The sequence below is a fragment of the Mesorhizobium sp. B2-3-15 genome, from assembly GCF_006442875.1.
Classification (GTDB): Bacteria; Pseudomonadota; Alphaproteobacteria; order Rhizobiales; family Rhizobiaceae; genus Mesorhizobium; species Mesorhizobium australicum.
This window is the reverse complement of the sequence record NZ_VFVO01000023.1, coordinates 1-17,655: the sequence shown is the minus strand read 5'-3', so window position 1 is coordinate 17,655 and position 17,655 is coordinate 1. Positions and strand designations below refer to the sequence as shown.

General features: G+C 63.0%; 17 protein-coding genes. 8 read left to right on the top strand and 9 right to left on the bottom strand.

Annotated features, from left to right (window positions below; all coding sequences use genetic code 11):
* Positions 1 to 69: 69 nt before the first annotated feature.
* Positions 70 to 1,338, bottom strand: a complete 1,269-nt coding sequence (fabF, locus tag FJ954_RS31020; protein ID WP_140665895.1) for a beta-ketoacyl-ACP synthase II — start codon at positions 1,336 to 1,338, stop codon at positions 70 to 72.
* 35 nt (positions 1,339 to 1,373) lie between these two features.
* Positions 1,374 to 1,952: a TetR/AcrR family transcriptional regulator gene (locus FJ954_RS31015; RefSeq protein WP_140666011.1), complete on the bottom strand. Its 579-nt coding sequence runs from the start codon at positions 1,950 to 1,952 to the stop codon at positions 1,374 to 1,376.
* Positions 1,953 to 2,037: 85 nt separating this feature from the next.
* On the opposite strand from FJ954_RS31015, the gene FJ954_RS31010 reads away from it, so the two are divergent.
* From FJ954_RS31010 to FJ954_RS31000, 3 genes are all read left to right on the top strand, one after another.
* Entirely contained in the window at positions 2,038 to 3,150 is a 1,113-nt protein-coding gene (locus tag FJ954_RS31010; protein ID WP_140617807.1) for an efflux RND transporter periplasmic adaptor subunit, read from the top strand.
* Positions 3,150 to 6,260 carry an efflux RND transporter permease subunit gene (locus FJ954_RS31005; RefSeq protein ID WP_140665892.1) on the top strand — a complete coding sequence of 1,037 codons (3,111 nt, stop codon included), beginning with the start codon at positions 3,150 to 3,152 and terminating at the stop codon, positions 6,258 to 6,260. The genes FJ954_RS31010 and FJ954_RS31005 overlap by 1 nt, the downstream gene beginning before the upstream one ends.
* A 139-nt stretch (positions 6,261 to 6,399) precedes the next feature.
* Positions 6,400 to 7,014 (top strand): TetR/AcrR family transcriptional regulator, encoded by a 615-nt coding sequence (locus FJ954_RS31000; RefSeq protein WP_140665889.1) that lies wholly within the window; start codon positions 6,400 to 6,402, stop codon positions 7,012 to 7,014.
* 383 nt (positions 7,015 to 7,397) lie between these two features.
* On the opposite strand, the gene FJ954_RS30995 is transcribed toward FJ954_RS31000, so the two are convergent.
* Entirely contained in the window at positions 7,398 to 8,360 is a 963-nt protein-coding gene (locus FJ954_RS30995) for a LysR family transcriptional regulator (RefSeq protein WP_015316232.1), read from the bottom strand.
* 107 nt (positions 8,361 to 8,467) lie between these two features.
* Here FJ954_RS30995 and FJ954_RS30990 point away from each other — a divergent pair, with 107 nt between their 5' ends.
* Positions 8,468 to 9,103 carry an FMN-dependent NADH-azoreductase gene (locus FJ954_RS30990; RefSeq protein ID WP_140665886.1) on the top strand — a complete coding sequence of 212 codons (636 nt, stop codon included), beginning with the start codon at positions 8,468 to 8,470 and terminating at the stop codon, positions 9,101 to 9,103.
* Between the two features lie 54 nt (positions 9,104 to 9,157).
* On the opposite strand, the gene FJ954_RS30985 is transcribed toward FJ954_RS30990, so the two are convergent.
* Both FJ954_RS30985 and FJ954_RS30980 read right to left on the bottom strand, forming a co-directional pair.
* Positions 9,158 to 9,457, bottom strand: a complete 300-nt coding sequence (locus FJ954_RS30985; protein ID WP_015316230.1) for an AzlD family protein — start codon at positions 9,455 to 9,457, stop codon at positions 9,158 to 9,160.
* Positions 9,454 to 10,188, bottom strand: coding sequence for an AzlC family ABC transporter permease (locus tag FJ954_RS30980; RefSeq protein WP_140617803.1), 735 nt, complete (start codon positions 10,186 to 10,188; stop codon positions 9,454 to 9,456). Before FJ954_RS30980 ends, FJ954_RS30985 begins: the two co-directional genes overlap by 4 nt.
* Positions 10,189 to 10,359: 171 nt before the next feature.
* Here FJ954_RS30980 and FJ954_RS30975 point away from each other — a divergent pair, with 171 nt between their 5' ends.
* On the top strand, positions 10,360 to 10,818 hold the full coding sequence (locus FJ954_RS30975) for an Lrp/AsnC family transcriptional regulator (RefSeq protein ID WP_015316228.1): 459 nt from the start codon (positions 10,360 to 10,362) through the stop codon (positions 10,816 to 10,818).
* A gap of 175 nt (positions 10,819 to 10,993) precedes the next feature.
* Positions 10,994 to 12,196: an MFS transporter gene (locus FJ954_RS30970; protein ID WP_140665883.1), complete on the top strand. Its 1,203-nt coding sequence runs from the start codon at positions 10,994 to 10,996 to the stop codon at positions 12,194 to 12,196.
* Between the two features lie 81 nt (positions 12,197 to 12,277).
* Here the strand turns inward: FJ954_RS30970 and FJ954_RS30965 are convergent, their stop codons facing one another.
* Entirely contained in the window at positions 12,278 to 14,278 is a 2,001-nt protein-coding gene (locus FJ954_RS30965; RefSeq protein ID WP_051041256.1) for an EAL domain-containing protein, read from the bottom strand.
* Between the two features lie 285 nt (positions 14,279 to 14,563).
* On the opposite strand from FJ954_RS30965, the gene FJ954_RS30960 reads away from it, so the two are divergent.
* Entirely contained in the window at positions 14,564 to 15,598 is a 1,035-nt protein-coding gene (locus FJ954_RS30960) for a class I SAM-dependent methyltransferase (RefSeq protein ID WP_140665880.1), read from the top strand.
* 113 nt (positions 15,599 to 15,711) lie between these two features.
* Here the strand turns inward: FJ954_RS30960 and FJ954_RS30955 are convergent, their stop codons facing one another.
* Both FJ954_RS30955 and FJ954_RS30950 read right to left on the bottom strand, forming a co-directional pair.
* A complete protein-coding gene (locus FJ954_RS30955) occupies positions 15,712 to 16,008 on the bottom strand; it encodes an HlyU family transcriptional regulator (RefSeq protein WP_015316224.1) in 297 nt (98 codons plus the stop codon).
* 44 nt (positions 16,009 to 16,052) lie between these two features.
* A complete protein-coding gene (locus tag FJ954_RS30950; protein WP_140665877.1) occupies positions 16,053 to 16,694 on the bottom strand; it encodes a TetR/AcrR family transcriptional regulator in 642 nt (213 codons plus the stop codon).
* An 83-nt stretch (positions 16,695 to 16,777) separates the two neighbouring features.
* Here FJ954_RS30950 and FJ954_RS31785 point away from each other — a divergent pair, with 83 nt between their 5' ends.
* The gene (locus FJ954_RS31785; protein ID WP_181177954.1) at positions 16,778 to 16,945 is read left to right on the top strand and encodes a hypothetical protein; all 168 of its coding nucleotides are present in this window, start codon (positions 16,778 to 16,780) and stop codon (positions 16,943 to 16,945) included.
* A gap of 114 nt (positions 16,946 to 17,059) precedes the next feature.
* Here FJ954_RS31785 and FJ954_RS30945 read toward each other — a convergent pair.
* On the bottom strand, positions 17,060 to 17,655 hold a 596-nt coding region (locus tag FJ954_RS30945), incomplete at its 5' end, for a PadR family transcriptional regulator (protein WP_140665874.1).

Genomic DNA, 17,655 nt, shown 5'->3' with positions numbered 1-17,655 from the left:
TCGCCATGCGTAAACTTGTCGCCGGCTGCCACTGCCCGACCAGGACATCACGATTGCCGCAAGCCGCGGCTAGTCCGTCCAGCGCCGGAACAATGCGCTGGCGTTCACGCCGCCAAAGCCGAAGCCATTGGAAATCGCGTAATCCATCTCCATCGGCCGGGCGTGGTTTGCGACGAAGTCGATCCCGTCGCTTGCCGGATCGGGGGCGCTCAGATTGAGGGTTGGCGGTGCGACCTGGTCCCTGAGCGCCAGGACCGTGAAGATCGCCCCAAGCCCGCCGGCGGCGCCAAGCAGGTGGCCGGTCGCCGACTTCGTAGCGCTGACGGCTATGCCGAAATCTTCTCCGAAGACCCTTTTGATCGCGGCGATTTCCCCCAAGTCGCCGACTGGCGTCGAGGTCGCGTGCGCGTTGAGGTGGCGGACCTCCCGTGCCGAAATACCGGCTTGGGCAATCGCGATCTCCATAGCCCGGCGCGCACCGTCGCCATCCTCGGGGCCGGAGGTGATGTGATAAGCGTCCGCCGTCGTGCCGTAGCCGACCAGTTCGGCGAGCGGTTTGGCGCCGCGCGCAAGCGCGTGGCTCAATGCCTCGATGACCAGGATGCCGGCGCCTTCGCCCATGACGAAGCCGTCGCGCGACATGTCGAACGGGCGGGAGGCCTCCTCAGGACGATGATTGAAGGACGTGGAAAGAGAGCGTGCCGCGGCAAAGCCGCCGAGGCTGACCGTATTGATGCAGGCTTCCGTTCCGCCGCAGACCGCGATGTCGGCCTCGTTGGCGCGGATAAGACGCGCCGCATCGCCGATCGCCTGGATGCCGGCCGCGCAGGCCGTCACCGGCGCGCCGAGCGGACCCTTGAACCCATATCGGATCGAAATCTGTCCCGCCGCCATGTTCACCAGGAACGACGGCACCGTGAACGGTGAGAGACGCCGAACACCGCGCAGGTCGACGGTTCGCACCGCTTCGGTTATCGCGGGAAATCCTCCGACACCCGACGCGATGATCGTCGCGGTGCGGGTCCTGTCATCGTTCGAGACCGGGTTCCACCTGGCCTGGGCAACCGCCTCTTCCGCAGCCGCCAGCGCAAAGACAATGAAGCGGTCGGCCTTGCGCTGGTCCTTCGGCGCCAGGACGATGTCTGGATCGAAGCCAACTTCGGGGTCTTCCAGCAAGGAAGGAACCATTCCACCGACCTTCGCCGGCAGGTCTCGCACCATGTCGTCCGGAAGCTTTCGAAGCCCCGAACGGCCGGCCAGCAGGCGCGACCATGACGCTTCGACATTGGCCGCGAGCGGCGTGACCGCTCCCATGCCCGTAACAACGATCCGTCGCATCTATTCTCCTATCACTTGGCCAGCGCGTGCGGCTTTCAAGCCGCGACGGCTTCGCGAACCTGAGCGGTGGCGGCACTCAGAAAAGCCTTCGCGAGGTCGGGATCATTGACGGCGCGCGAGAGGACGACCGCGCCGACCATTGTCGAGAGAACGACCATGGCTTTACCGCCGGGCGCATCGCCGTCCGCCTCGCCAACCCATGAGCCCAGCATCTCGAGGTATTCTCGGATGCCGGCCTCAAATGATGCCTTCACCTCGGCGCCTTGCCTGGCAGCATCCGAGCCAAGCGCAACCACCGGGCAGCCGTCCATCCTTTCCTCGCGATGCCCCGTGCTGAGATAGAAGTCGATCACGGCGCCAAGCGGATCCTCAGGGCTCGCCGCGGCCGCCGTCGACCATCGGTTCGCAGCGCTTTCCAATGCCCGTCTGGACGCCTGCGCGACCAAGTCGTCCTTGGACGCGAACTGCTTGTAGAACCCGCCTTGGGTCAGCCCGGCGCCCTCCATCAAATCCTTGACGCCGATGCCATCGAATCCGCGCTCCCGAAAAAGCCGGCTCGCTACATCGATCACGGTTTGCCGGTTCTGCTCAGCTTGGCTGCGAGTCACACGCATCATTCGTCTCCTTTTTTGATTGCGTTCATAATCTATATCAGTTATAGAGTACGAATGCAATCTATTTTCACAGAAGGCGATGGGCATGAAAAAGAAACTCATTATTGGGCTGGGGAGCGTTCTGGTCGCGGGGTTTGGGGTGGCTGCATTCGTCACGCTTCCCATTCGCACACAGGCAGCCGCCGTCGTGGCTGACCCGAGGCAGGAAGCACCGATCGTCAGACTCGTGACGGCAGTGGCGGTGACAGGATCCGAACGCGGCTTCACGGGTACAATTGCCGCGAGGGTGCAGAGCAATCTTGGGTTTCGCGTACCCGGCAAGATCATCGAGCGCCTTGTAAATGTCGGCGAACAGGTCAAGGCGGGCCAACCGCTGCTGCGGATCGATGATACCGATCTTGCCCTTGCCCTCACCGCCAAGCGCAACGCTGTCGCGGCTGCGCGCGCTGTCCTGGTTCAGACCAGTGCGGACGAGAAGCGCTATGCGGTTCTGGTCAAGAAGGAGTTGGCCGCAACCCCGCAGCGTTACGAGCAGGCGAAGGCAGCACTCGATACCGCGACTGCACAGCTTGCCGCCACCGAAGCGGAAGCGAAGGTCGCAGAAAACGAGGCGGCCTATTCCGTCCTGGACGCGAACGCCGACGGAACCGTCGTCGAAACGCTTGGCGAGCCAGGACAGGTTGTCGCCGCGGGACAGACCGTGGTTCGGATCGCGAACGCCGGCCCCCGTGAGGCGGTGGTCACGCTTCCCGAAACGATCCGGCCGGCGATCGGCTCGGTAGCCGAGGCGGGCTTGTATGGGGGCGATGGGCGGCATTTTACGGCGCATCTCCGGCAGTTGTCGGACGCTGCCGATCCCCAGACTCGTACCTATGAGGCCCGTTATGTGCTCGATGGTGAGGCCGCGGCAGCACCGCTTGGCGCGACGGTAACCATCCGGCTTGCAAGCCAGGCAAGTCAGACGGAAGTCCAGGTGCCGCTCGGAGCCGTGCTGGACGACGGTCAGAAGACCGGCGTTTGGAGTTTGGACGGCGCAACCTCGACCGTACACTTTCGGCCCGTCAAGCTTGTTCGTGTAACCAGCGAAACCGCCGTGATCTCCGGGCTGAGCTCGGGCGATTCGATCGTTTCGCTCGGTGCTCATCTCCTGCAGGAAGGCGCTCGCGTCAGGACTGCCTCTGAAAACAGGAGCAACTGATGAGCCTCAATTTTTCCGCGATCGCCGTTCGCGAGCGAGCCGTCACCCTTTTCTTCATCATTCTGCTCGTCGCCGCCGGCGCCTACGCTTTCCTCATGCTTGGACGTGCGGAGGATCCCAACTTCACCATCAAGACCCTGACGGTCACGACCGTATGGCCGGGCGCGACGGCGCGCGAGATGCAGGACCTCGTCGCCGAACCGTTGGAGAAGCGACTTCAGGAGTTGACCTGGTACGACCGTGTGGAGACGACGACACGGCCAGGCTATGCCTATTTGACGGTCACACTAAAGGACAGCACACCGCCATCCAGCGTGCAGGAGGAATTTTACCAGGCCCGCAAGAAGCTCGGGGATGAAGCCCGCAACCTGCCGCCCGGCGTGCTCGGCCCCTTTGTCAACGACGAATATTCCGATGTGAGTTTCGCTCTTTACGCCCTTAAGGCGAAGGGCTTGCCCATGCGGGAACTCGCCAGGCAGGCCGAGACCATTCGCCAGGACCTTCTGCATGTGCCCGGCGTCAAGAAGATCAACATCCTCGGCGAACGTCCCGAACAGATATTCGTCGAGTTTTCCTATGCCAAGCTGGCAACCCTCGGCGTGTCGGCGCAGGATATCGTCGCTGCCCTGCAGCGGCAGAACACCGTCACACCGGCGGGCTCGATCGACACAGAGGGGCCGCAGGTCTTCATCCGCGTCGACGGCGCCTATGACAGTGTCCAGACGATCGCCGACACGCCGATCGTCGCCGCGGGACGGACGTTGAAGCTCTCCGACATCGCCGTGGTCCGGCGCGGCTACGAGGATCCTGCCACCTACGTCATCCGTCACCAGGGTGAGCCGACCATCATGCTCGCGGCGGTGATGCAGGAGGGCTGGAATGGTCTTGAACTCGGCAAGGCACTGGAGGAGAGGTCAGCAGCGATCGCACAGACGCTGCCTCTCGGAATGACGCTGGCCAAAGTGAGCGATCAGGCCGTCAACATCGGCTCGTCGGTCAACGAGTTCATGATCAAATTCGCGATGGCGCTTGGCGTGGTGCTGCTGGTGAGCCTGCTCAGCCTCGGCTGGCGCGTCGGCATCGTCGTGGCGGCCGCCGTCCCGCTGACGCTCGCCGTCGTCTTTCTCATCATGCTGGAAACCGGCCGGTTCTTCGACCGCATCACGCTTGGTGCCCTCATCCTGGCGCTGGGCCTCCTCGTCGACGACGCCATCATCGCCATCGAGGTGATGGTGGTGAAAATGGAAGAGGGCATGGATCGCATCAAGGCGGCGGCCTATGCATGGAGCCACACCGCGGCGCCGATGCTGTCGGGCACGCTGGTGACGATCGCGGGGTTCCTGCCGGTGGGCTTCGCGCGCTCGACGGCCGGCGAATACGCCGGCAACATCTTCTGGGTCGTGGGGTTCGCCCTCATCGTCTCCTGGGTCGTCGCGGTTTTCTTCACCCCTTATATGGGCGTCAAGATGCTGCCCGCGATCAAACCGGTCGAAGGCGGCGTTCACGCCATATACGACACACCGAACTATCGGCGCCTCCGCCGGCTCATCACCTTTGCCGTGCGCCACAAGTTCGTGACCTGCGCTGCCGTCGGCATCGTCTTCGCGCTTTCGGTTGTCGGCATGAGCGGTCTCAAGCAGCAGTTCTTCCCGACATCCGACCGTCCCGAAGTGCTGGTCGAGGTTCGCCTGCCGGAGGGCACCAGCATCGAGACGACGACCGCCACGGTCGAGAAACTGGAACACTGGCTTGGCGGCCAGCCCGAGGCCAAGATCGTCACGAGCTATGTCGGTCAGGGCGCTCCCCGCTTCTTCTTCGCCATGGCGCCCGAATTGCCTGATCCCGCCTTCGCCAAGATCGTCGTCCTGACACCGGACGCGGACGCGCGCGAGGCCTTGAAGCACAGGCTCCGTGAAGCGGTTGCGACAGGGCTTGCCCCTGAAGCGAACATCCGCGTTACGCAACTCGTGTTCGGACCTTACACGCCGTTCCCGGTCGAGTTCAGGGTCATGGGGCCAGACCCGCGGCAATTGTACATCATCTCCGAAAAAGCCCTCGACATCATGCGCGGCGTACCGGACGTGCGGCAGGCCAATCGCGACTGGGGCAATCGCACGCCGGTACTGCGCTTCATCCCGGATCAGGACCGATTGAACCTTATCGGCCTGTCGCCGGCGGAAGTGGCCCAGCAGCTCCAGTTCCTCCTCACCGGCATCCCGGTCACGCAGGTCCGCGAGGACATCCGCAACGTCCCCATCGTGGCCCGCAGCGCCGGCGGCGAGCGACTGGATCCATCGCGTCTGGCGGATTTCTCGCTGATGAGCCGGGAGGGCCGCCAGATTCCACTCGACCAGATCGGTCACTCCGAAGTTCGTCTGGAAGAACCGATCCTGAAACGCCGCGATCGCACACCCGTCATCACGATCCGCTCGGACATCAATGAGGCGACCCAGCCTCCAGAGGTTTCCAAGCAGATCATGACGGCCCTTCAGCCGCTGATTCAATCCCTGCCTGCCGGCTATCGCATCGAAATGGGTGGATCGATCGAGGAGGCAACCAAGGCCAACACAGCGCTGGGCAAGGTCTTTCCGGCCATGCTCGCCGCCATGCTGATCGTCATCATACTGCAGGTGCGATCCTTCTCGACGATGGCGATGGTCATGCTGACGGCACCTCTCGGTCTCGTTGGCGTCGTACCGATGTTGCTGGCCTTCAACCAGCCTTTCGGATTCAACGCCATCCTGGGCCTGATAGGCCTGGCGGGTATCCTGATGCGCAATACGCTGATCCTGACCGAACAGATCAAGGAGAACCGTGCCGCCGGTCTTGACGACTATCAGGCGGTCATCGAGGCCACGGTGCAACGCACAAGGCCGGTGATCCTGACCGCACTTGCCGCCGTTCTGGCTTTCATCCCCCTCACGCACTCCGTCTTCTGGGGATCGATGGCGTTCACGCTGATCGGCGGCACGGCTGCCGGCACGGTGCTGATCCTGCTGTTCCTCCCTGCACTCTACGTCGCGTGGTTCCGGATCAAGCCGGCCACGGATGAGGTCCAGGAGAATTCAACGGAGGAACCGGAAGTGCCGGCAGCAATGGCGGCCGAGTAGGTCCGTTGTCGCAGGAGACGGTTCGAATTCTTGCCCGTTGGCTCTGCCTGGACACAGGGCCAACGGCACGAACTTGCCGCTTACAGACGATCGTCCACGCGAGTCCGGCCGGTTCGCTTCATCAATTCTGGAGACATGCATGAACCGTCCAGTTCGAACACGAACTGATCCCGACGAGATGCGCGCGCGCATCCTGTCTGTGGCGGACGAGCAGTTTCGCCGCCTCGGCACCCATAAGACATCGGTGGCTGATATCGCCTCCGAACTCGGCATGAGCACGGCAAACGTCTATCGTTTCTTCCCCTCCAAGGGTGCGATCATCGAGTCCGTCTGCGGGCGGGTCGTCAACGAGGTCGCCGGGATCGCCTCTGCGATCGCATGCACGAGCGCGCCGGCCCCGGAGAAACTCGACCAACTCCTGACCGCGATGCACCACCACAGCAAGACCACACTGGTCAAGGAAAGGCGCATGCACGAGATGATTGTCGCCGCCATGCAAAACAACTGCGCGATCATCAAGACGCATGCCGAGCGGGTGGTAACGATCCTCGAAGCGATTATCCGCGAGGGTATCCAAGCAGGGGAGTTCAAGGTCGAAGATTCAGTGGAAGCAGCACGCGCGGTCAAGACCGCCTTCACGCCGTTTTTCCACCCGATTCTGATCGAGCACCGCCTTCGACACGGCGAAGACGACGAAGCTGGCCTGCGCGAGCAGATTCGCTTTATCCTGAAAGCTCTGGGAAAGTCCGACTGAGGCGCGTGCCGTTGGTCCGGCAGGGCTTAGCGATGGGAGGCGACCAGAAGATGGAGGTCGACACATTGGTTTCGCGACGACCAGCAAAGTGGAAGGACATTATCGCGACCGGCTGTGAAGCGTGGAGTTCCCCAACAGTCTCTGAAAGGCAGGTGATCGTGTCCTTGTACGCAGCGGAGAATGCAATGGCGAGGCAACCGAAACCGTCCAATCCCGTTATGGCTGGCTCACCTACCTTGCGGGCTCACATTTGGGATGGACACATGAAAAGGACCTATGAAAAACCGACACTGCGCAAATGCGGAAAATTGACCGCCCGTACGGCGCAGCTCGTGGTTTCCGGGGTGACGCAGATCGAATGATTTTCGGCTGAGCTCCAGGATTCAGCCGCCGGCGTTCGCATCACCGTCGGTGTCCGGCTCCTCTTCGGGCACCTCGCCCGGCTCGAACTCGTTGAAGCAGCCGAGCCCGCGCTTGAACCGGTCGATCAACCAGGCCGCCGCCGGCTTTGGACTGCGATCGTTGCGGTGCATGGCAAACAGGGGCGAACTCACTTCCTTGTAGGGTTCGAGGTCGAGTTCCACCAGGCGGCCGCTGGCCAGGTCGTCGGCGATTAGCCAGCGCGGCAGCCCGCCCCAGCCGAGCCCCTCGCGCATCAGTATGTGCTTGGTGCGCATGTCGGTCAGTCGCCACGTGCGGTAGGCGAAGACGCCGTAATCGCGTCCCTTGGTGCGCTCGGACTGGTCGATCACGACAAGCTGCGTATGCTCGCGCACATCCTCGAGCGCCACCGGCTTCGGCAGCAGGGCCAGCGGATGATTGGGCGCTGCCGCCGGCACCAGCGACATGAAGCCGATGCGCACGAGATGCACGTCGACATCGCCTAGCAGGCCGCCAATGCCGAGATCGGCCTGTCCGCTGACGACAAGATCGGGGATGAGACCGAGCGTGCCGATATACAGGCGCAGCATCACGGTCGGAAACCGCGCCTCGAATGCCTTGAGCACCCGCACCAGCACGGGGGACGGCAATGATACGTCCACCGCCAGCGCCACCTCGGCCTCCAGCCCGTGATGGTGCCCGTCGACGCGCGAGCGCATGCGCTGCAGCACGCCAATCATGCGCCGCGCGTCTTCCAGCATCGCCCGGCCGATCTCGGTCAGTTGCGGCTCGCGCGTGCCCTCGCGCTCGAAAAGCTTCAGCCCGAGCTGCGCCTCGAGATTGGCGATACCGTAGCTGATGACGGATTGCGCGCGGTTGAGCTTGCGGCCGGCTGCCGAGAAACTGCCGGTATCGGCAACGGCGACAAGGATTTGGAGCTGGTCGAGGGTCGGGTTGGGCTGCATCGTTGTATCTACTTTATGGATGGATCGTATCGAAAATATACCAGTTTATCTGATTGGTCGATGCCCCATATATGGGGGGACAATTCATCCCACTGGAGAGACCCGCTATGTCCATTCTTCTCGTCACCTCGAGCCCGCGCGGCGCTGCCTCGCACTCGACCCGCATCGCCACCGAGTTCGCCCAGAAGCTTCTCGCCGCTGACCCGTCGAACACGCTGGTCGCGCGCGACCTCGTCGCCAACCCGCTGCCGCATATCGATGCCGACTATGCGACCGGCATCTACACGCCGGCCGATGCCCGCACCCCGCGCCAGGCCGAAGTGGTCGGCGTTTCCGATGTCGTGCTTGACGAGTTGTTCGCCGCCGACACGGTGATCCTGGCCACCGGCTTCATCAACTTCAACATCTCCTCGACGTTGAAGTCCTGGGTCGATCACGTCGCCCGCTCCGGCAAGAGCTTTGCCTATGGCGAGAACGGCCCCAAGGGTCTCGTCACCGGCAAGAAGGTCTACATCGTGCTGGCCTCCGGCGGCATCTATTCCGAAGGTGCGGCCGTGCAGTTCGATCACGCCGTCCCCTACCTGCGCAGCGTGCTCGGTTTTATCGGCATGACCGATGTCGACGTCATCCGCATCGAGGGCGTCTCCAAGGGACCTGACGCGGTGGATGCCGCGCTCGCCAAGGCTACGGCCACGGTCGATGCATTGGTTGCCGCCAGCCGTGATGTCGCGGCTGCAGCGTAAGACTCTCGGTCCATGGTTTGTCAAAGGCAGGCGTTCGCGCCTGCCTTTTTCGTTCTAGCCGATCAGATGCCTCAACAGGCTGGCCGAAGCGACCCCGATCAGCACGGTTGGCAGCATGGAAAGCCGCGTCGCGGCGACCAAGGTGATGGCCAATGCCGCGAGATCGGCGGGATTGCGCGACACGAAGGCCGGCGCGATGACAGAGATCAGCACGCAGCCGGGTGCTGCCTCCATCACCGCCGTGGCGCGGGGACTGAGCACGCGGTTGCGCAGCACGACATAGCCGCCGATCCGCGTCAGATAGGTGACGCCGGCCATCAGCACGATGGTGAGAAGGGTCGCTGCGTCGATCATGCATCACCCGCCATCAGCCAGGCCGCGGCCAGCCCCGACACCGCGCCCGCCGCGACATACCAGGCGCCGGGAACGAAGAGATAGACCAGCGCCGCGACGGCCAGGCTGACAAGCCAGGGCCGCGCCGCCGCGACGCCCTTCCACATGCCGCGCATCAGCACCAGGAAGACGGCCGGAAACGCCATGTCGAAACCGTAGATCTCGACATGGCCCAGCATCGGGCCGAGCAAGGCGCCCAGCGTGGTGAAGGCTACCCAGGTCAGATACATCGCCAGCGCGGCACCCATGTAATAGCGCGGGCTGAAGGCCGGTGCGACACCGGCGGCGGCGCGCTGTTTGGCGTCGGCCAGGCCCAGCGCCCAGCTTTCGTCGCATAGGAAGAACAGCGCCGGAAACACCTTGCGCCGCGGCAGGTCGCGCAGGAACGGCGCGAGCGCCGCTCCCATCAACAGATGGCGGCTGTTGACCAGGAAGGTGATGGCGACGATGAGCAGGATGTGCGGCGGCGACGTCCACAGCTGGACCGCCGCGAATTCCGAGCCGCCGGCGAAGTTCAGCCCCGTCATCATGGACAACTCGACCGTGCTCAGCCCTTTCTGCACGGCCTGGGCGCCAAGCACCAGCGCATAGGGGATGGTGCCGAGCAGCACCGGCGCGCAGGATGCCACGCCACGGCGAAACTCCGATCCCGAACCATTGCCGACCGTCTCGACTGCCTGTGAAATGCTCATACCCTGCCATTGGGCGGCCCCACAGCCGCCCTGCCCTGCGTTTGAAAATCCCGTGATGTCAGGGGCAAAACATACCTACAGCTCTCCGCAATTTGGTTGCGAAGATTGTTGTCTTTCGTCAGATTTTGGCATTCACTGTTGCGAAGCCGCAGGAAAATGGAATTCAACGCCATGAAGCTCGACGACATCGACAAACGCATCCTGCGGGCGTTGCAGCGAGACGGCCGCATGGCCAACAATGATCTGGCCAATGAGGTCGGCCTGTCGCCCTCGCCTTGCCTGCGGCGCGTCAAGCTCCTGGAGGAAGCCGGTATCATCGACCGCTATGTCGCCGTGATCAATCCGGCCAGCATCGGCAAGGGCCTCACCTTCTTCACCCGCATCTGGCTGAAGGCACAGGACGAGGACACGATCGAACATTTCGCCACCGAGGTCGCCAAGCTGCCGCAAGTGATGGAGTGCTATCTCATGCTCGGCGACTGCGACGCCATGGTGCGTGTCGTGGCCGCCGGCATCGATGACTACCGGCGCTTCCAGTCGGAGCATCTCAGCCGCATCAAGGGCGTGCAGAACGTCAAGACCGACGTACCGAGCCAGACGATCAAATACACATCGGAACTGCCGATCTAGGACAAGCCAGCGCAAATCCAAGGGTCTGTATCCGTCAAAGCCCTAACGTCCAGACTGGATAAAAAATGCAACCGGATTGTAGGATGGGCGCTGGTGCCGGCGTCCTTCGGACGCAAGGGCACGGCGAAGCTGGACCGTGCCACCACAAGACCGCGTTCCGGCATGGGAGAAAACCATGAACCATTCCTACCGTTGGGTCATCGTCGCGGCTGGCGCGCTGATGTCCTGTGTCGCCATCGGCACGATGTTTTCGCTGGCGATCTTTCTCGAACCTATGGCGCTCGATACCAATTGGTCGCGCGCGGGCATTTCGAGCGCCATGACACTCAATTTCCTGGTGATGGGCCTTGGCGGTTTCGCCTGGGGTGCCCTGTCCGACCGGTTCGGCGCCCGTATCGTCGTCACAATCGGCGCCGTGCTGCTCGGGCTGGCGTTGGTGCTGGCAAGCCGCGCCGGTTCGCTTCTCACCTTCCAGATCACCTATGGCGTGCTCGTCGGGCTCGCGGCCAGCGCCTTCTTCGCGCCGATGATCGCGCTGACGTCAGGCTGGTTCGACACCAATCGCGGACTGGCCGTATCGCTGGTCTCGGCCGGCATGGGCGTGGCGCCGATGACGATCTCGCCGCTCGCCCGCTGGCTGATCTCCGCCTACGAATGGCGTAGCGCCATGTTCGACATCGGCATCCTGGCCTGGGTGCTTCTGCTGCCCGCCGTGCTTCTGGTGCGCCAGCCGCCGAAGCCTGTCGCCTCGGGTGCCGCCGCATCACGAGCCGCCGAAGGCGCCGGCCTCACGGTCGGCCAGGCGCTGCGCTCGCCGCAATTCATCGTGCTGGGGCTGACCTTCTTCGCCTGCTGCGCGGCCCATTCCGGCCCGATCTTCCACATGGTCAGCTACGCCATGCTGTGCGGCGTCGCCCCGATGGCCGCTGTCTCGATCTACAGTGTCGAGGGTCTGGCAGGCCTCGGCGGCAGGCTGCTCTACGGCGTGCTGGCCGACCGGCTCGGGGTGAAGCCGGTGCTGATCGCCGGGCTGGCGATCCAGGCGATCGTCATTGCCGCCTATCTCTCGATCAGCCAGCTCGACCAGTTCTATATGCTGGCCGTCATCTTTGGCGCCACCTATGGCGGCGTCATGCCGCTCTACGCGGTGCTGGCGCGCGAATATTTCGGCCAGCGCATCCTCGGCACCGTATTCGGCGCCGCCACCATGCTCTCCAGCCTCGGCATGGCGCTAGGGCCGCTTGCCGGCGGCATGGTCTTCGACGCCTATGCCAGCTACCATTGGCTGTTCATCGGTTCGGCGCTTATCGGCCTGGGTGCCGCGGGCATAGCGATCGCCTTTCCGCCGCTGCCACGCAGGGCGTTGCAGACGGCATAGGCATCGCCGCACTGCAATCGTCGCCAGAGGGCAGACGGGCTTGACGGGCCAATGGCCGGTCAAGCCATGCCTACCTCGCGGTCACGCCGACTTGAGAACCGTGAACGGCCGCTTCTGAATGGCCCGCTTGGTCTGGAAATTCGCGGCCGGAGCGGGACGACCGACGTGAAAGCCCTGGACCTTGTCTATGCCGAATTGGCGCATGAGGACCATCTGCTCTTCGGTCTCCACCCCTTCGACCAGGATCTTGTGGCCGCGATTTCGGACCAGCGCGATGATGTCCTGCAGCATTGCCATGCCCTTGGGGGTGCCGCAGTCGTGAAGGAACGAGCGGTCGATCTTGACCGTATCGAAGTCGATGAGACGAAGCCATGAAAGGCCGGCGAATCCCGTCCCGAAATCATCGAGCCAGATCCTGATCCCGAGCAGCTTCAGGTCGCTGATGCAGCGCAGGATGTCGGAATGCATCTCCATCTCCAGCCCCTCGGTGATCTCGAAGGCCAGCCTGTTTCCGGTTACGCCGGTCTCGCCCAGAATGGTCGCGACCGACGTCGCGAAGCCGGGCGTCTTGAGCTGGATCGGCGAGACGTTGACGCTGACGACGCGCACGTGATCCTGCGCCAGGAGTTCGGCGCACACCGTCCTTATTGCCCAGCGCCCGAGCTCGAGGATGGCGCCGGTTCGTTCCGCGACGGGAATGAACAGGCTCGGCGGAACCAGGGTGCCGTCGAGCATCTTGAGGCGCATCAGCGCCTCCACGGCCTCGAACCCGCCCGACGCGACGTCCTGGATGGGTTGGTAGACGAGCGAAACGAGGTCCTGGCCAATGGCGATCTTCAGCAATGCCGCCAGGTTCTCGCTCTCGTCGCTGCTCTGGGGATCGGTCGGATCGAACAGCCGGGCACAGTTTCGGCCGCTGGCTTTTGCAAGATAGAGCGCTCGATCGGCCTCGTGGATGATCTTCTCCAGCTTGGCGGCGGTCTGCTTCCTGGTGAACGCCGCGCCCACGCTCGCCGTCACGATCGAGATGCCATCCCGGCGCAACTCGTGCGCGATCGCCAGGTTCTCTATCGTGCGGCAAATGGCTTCCGCCAGATCCGCGACCTCGCCCTTCTTGTCCATGCGGGCCAGGACGATGAATTCCTCGCCGCCATAACGGCCGATGGAGCCATCATGTTGCTTGATCAGGTCGCTGAGCGCATCGGCGACCTGGATCAGGCAACGGTCGCCTTCCTGATGGCCATAGCAATCGTTGAACTTCTTGAAGAAGTCGACATCGATGAGGATCGCCGCGAAACCGTGGCCAAGCTTTTGCCAGTCGTTCCAATAGTCGCGCAGTTTTTCGTCGATGGCGCGCCGGTTCTCCAGCCCGGTCAGCGGATCCGTCCGCGACAGCCTGAGCAGGGCCTTGCCGCGCTCGGTCGCCTCCTTGTGCTGGATCTTGGCTTCCAGCGCGTTCAGGAAGACGTTGTAGCGTTCTTCGTTCAGCTTCCAGTTAACATAGGACGTGAATGTGAAGCACGAAACGTAGAAAGTGCCGAAGACCATCTTGTATATCAGCGTAGCGGGTAAAAAGTAGTTCACCACATACAAGATGCACAAAATTATCGTCGACGTTATGATCGAGACCTTGAAGCGGAATGTGAAGAAGAGATTGGCACTCATCATGAAAATAGTGCCAAAGACCATATAATAGGCGACGCTTTCCTTGTTCGCGCCCATGGACGCGGGGCAAAGCCAGCCGATATAGCCAAAGATGATGGCCGCGGCGCAGGTTACGTCAAGCCAGTCGGTGGCGGCTCCCCTGCGAAGCTGTGCTTCCAGGACCAACAGTGCAGTCAGTCCGACAGCGAAGCGGGCCGTGATTGTAAGGGCGGCCACGTCGGGTATCAGCAGCAGATCCGATACCGAAAACAAGACGTAGATGACGACGGCGATCCAGAGGCCTGGCCTGGCTTCCTTCCTTCGCTTCGCCTGGGCTTCCGTGCGGTAAAGGGTTCGAAGTTCGGCCGCCCCCAGCTCCTGACGCGGCGGTTCCGCATCCACCGCATCGGCCACTGCGGATGACGCGCGTTCGTTCACGACAAATCCCGACTGAAGGACATTTCGCGTTCCGAACTCTTTTCCAGCTTCTGCCCCCAACGCAGACCGACTCCTTGGCGCGACACGACTTGCCGCGCGATCAAATGCAATGACGCAGGACAAGTTTCCGTTAACTCGAACCCGGAATCCCGCCCTCAAAAACCCCAAAGAATTGATATGGTTAGCGGGAAATTAATCATATCGATAGAATGCAACGGAGCCGCCGTTGGCAAATCGAGTATTCTACGCAATAAGTTAACTGACTGTTAACTATGGAGCCTTGGTGTGCAAACTGTCTTCGACGGCCAGAGTCTGATTACTGCTGAAGCGATCGCCGGTGGTCTCCGTCGAGGAAAGCCCGAGCATCATGGCGAAGCGTTCGAAACCGCTCGCGCGGAGCTGGCGCTCATCCTCCACGCCACACAGCAACAGGTCGAGCAGCAAAAATTTCCCGCCGAGATCGTCCGCCGCCTGCTGTCGCTTCTCAACGCGCTGCGCGCCAAGGTCCATCCCGACGTTTGGCAGGCCTTGATACCGGTGGCGCAGAACCACCCGATCCAGAAGTACTTTCTGGAGGATCCGCTGACACATTGGTCCTTCACCAAGCCCAGGGGTTATTCCGGCGACGCGCAGTTGCTCGACTACATCTATTGCGACCCGCATGTTGCCGAGAGCGTCGCAAGCGCCTCGGAGGTCGGCAAGGCGCTTTACAGCCACACCCAGAACGTTCCGTCATGCGTCGCCGCACGCGAGCGCCGCGATCTGCTGACCCGCTATGTCGATGAAACCGCGGCCAGGAACGGGCCCGAAACGGAAGTCCTGGCGATCGCTGCCGGCCATCTGCGCGAGGCGAACCGTTCGGCCGCATTGGCCGAGGGCGGCCTCAAGCGCTGGGTCGCGCTCGACCAGGATCCCCAGAGCGTCGGACTGATCGCGCGCGACTTCCAGGGCACCGCGGTCGAGGCCATCGACGGCTCGGTGCGCACTGTGCTCACCAGAAGCCACAAGCTCGGCAAGTTCGACCTCATCTATGCCTCCGGCCTTTACGACTACCTCCAGCACAACGTCGCCGTGAAACTCACCAAGACCTGCCTGCAGATGCTGAAGCCGAACGGGACCTTCCTGTTCGCCAACTACGCCGAGGGCACTCCTGACGCCGGCTACCGGGAAACGTTCATGGACTGGGTGCTGCTGCTGCGGTCGGAGGTCGACATGTGGAACATCATCAACGCCAGCGTCGACCGCAACGCCGTCGACGCGCAGGTTTACTTCGGGGAGAACCGCAACGTGCTTTACGGCGTCATCCACAAGCGTGGATAATACCCATCTGGATGCGAACCGGCTGACGTAAGGACCTCGAGCGCTTCGACCGCGGTGCTCGAGGGTTCGGTCCTCTTACGCGCACCCCAGGCTCGCTTCGGGAACGGCATGCCCTAGCCGAAAATCCGCTCGCCCTGTTCGTCGACGAGCTGGATGCCTTTCTTGATCGAGATGTCGACGGCGTCGTCCAGCCCGGCGAAACGGTCGGCGCGGATGAATTTGTGCTCCTTCACAACGCCGTCGACCTCCTTGGAGACGACGCCGCAGGTCTGGTACTGGCCATCAGCCTTGTAGGGCGTGGCGCTGATCGTGAAGCCCTTGTGCTCGACCTGCTTGGCGGGCGCGGCATTTCCAGGCTCGGCCGCTTCGCCGCCACCGCCGCCGCCGAAAAGACGCTTCAAAAAAGACATCGCTCAAATCTCCCTGTCGCCGGCGATCGCGGTTCGCGTGCGATTCACGACGTTGTTCCTCCAGCATGCGCGAATGTGCCGCCGCGTTCCAGTCCCCTGATGAAGACGGAGACCAGGAGCTCGATCTGCTGGCCGATCTCATCGGCCTGGCGGCGGTCGGACCTGGCCGTATAACCGCTGGTGACGATGCCATGTACGCTTGACCAGAGGGTTCGCGCGGCGATCCGGCGCGTGTCCTCGTCGAGATCGAAGCCGCCATCGGCAAGCACGCTGGCGATGATCTCGAACAGCCGGTCGAGCCGCGCTTCGTAGACGTCGGGCTCGGTCAGCACCGGACGCCGCCTGTTGAAGGCAAGCAGCGCCGGCCAGCTGCCGGGATGCGCCTCGACGAAGCGAACATAGGCGCCTGCCAGTGCCATCAGCCGTTGGCGCACGTCGGTGATACCACGCCTGGCAAGCTCGGCCATCGCCGCGGCGCCCGCGCCCCCCAGCCGGTCGAGCAGGCGCATGTTGACGGCGCGGTGCACCCCGTCCAGATCGGAAAACAGGTTGTAGACCGAGCCGACCGAGATGCCCGCCTGTTCGGCAATGGTCCTGGCCTTCAGATTGTCCCTGCCGCCCTCGTTGAGCAGCGCTTCGGCAATGGCCAGCACCCGCTCGCCCGTCTCTTCCTTGTCGAGTGCCATGCTTTCCTTCTGAATGAGCGCGCCTAGCAAATGACCTGCTGTTTTCGACCCGACGCTGCTTCGTTTACCACATCCAGGGTATCGTGAACAGTGTTCAAAAGGTCTTGAACGAGGTTCATTCCTGCTATCGGCTACTGGCCATGGGCATCCTGCTGCTCACCGGCAGCCTCGTGAACCTGGTCAAGTACCGCACCGACGAGCGCATCTCCGCCGAGACGGCCAAGATCGAGAAGGCGCGCACGAGAAGCTGATCAGTGAATATGTCGGCAAGGAATGATGCCGACCTGCCCTGACGAGAAAAGCCCGGATCTCCCCGGGCTTTTTGTTGAGCTTTCGCGCTTCAGGAGACGCGCCGCATCGTGGGCTCAGCGATGTGTCAGCGCTTCCAGCGCTTCGGCGGCGGCTTCCAGAATGGCGATCGCCTCGGCCTGCTTTTCGGCCGGGGCATCGACGATCTCGCCGAGTGCCGCGCGCAGCCGGTGGCGGATGGCGCGGAATTCGTCGCGCGTTTCGGAGCGCTCGCCACGTCCACCCCGGCCGCCGCGACGATCCTCGCCGTCGTCGTTCCAGCCGAACCAGTCGCGCGCCTTGGCCATCTTGCGGCCGAACCGCTCGAGATGATCGAGCACGCCGTCGATCATCTCGCGATTGTCGGCCAGATGCGCCTGCCCGGCCTCGGTGATCGAGAACACCTTCTTGTTGCCTTCGCTCGACGACACGGCATAGCCAGCCTCTTCCAGGAAGGTCAGCGTCGGGTAGACCACGCCCGGGCTCGGGGTGTAGATGCCGCTGGTGCGCTCTTCCAGCGCCTTGATGATGTCGTAGCCGTGACGCGGCGCCTCGGCCAGCAGCGACAGCGTGATCAGCTTGAGGTCGCCGTCGGCCAGCATGCGCCCGGCGCGAAAGAAGTCGCCAGGTCCACCGCGGCCGCCGCCGCCCCTGCCCCCGAACGGACCGAAGC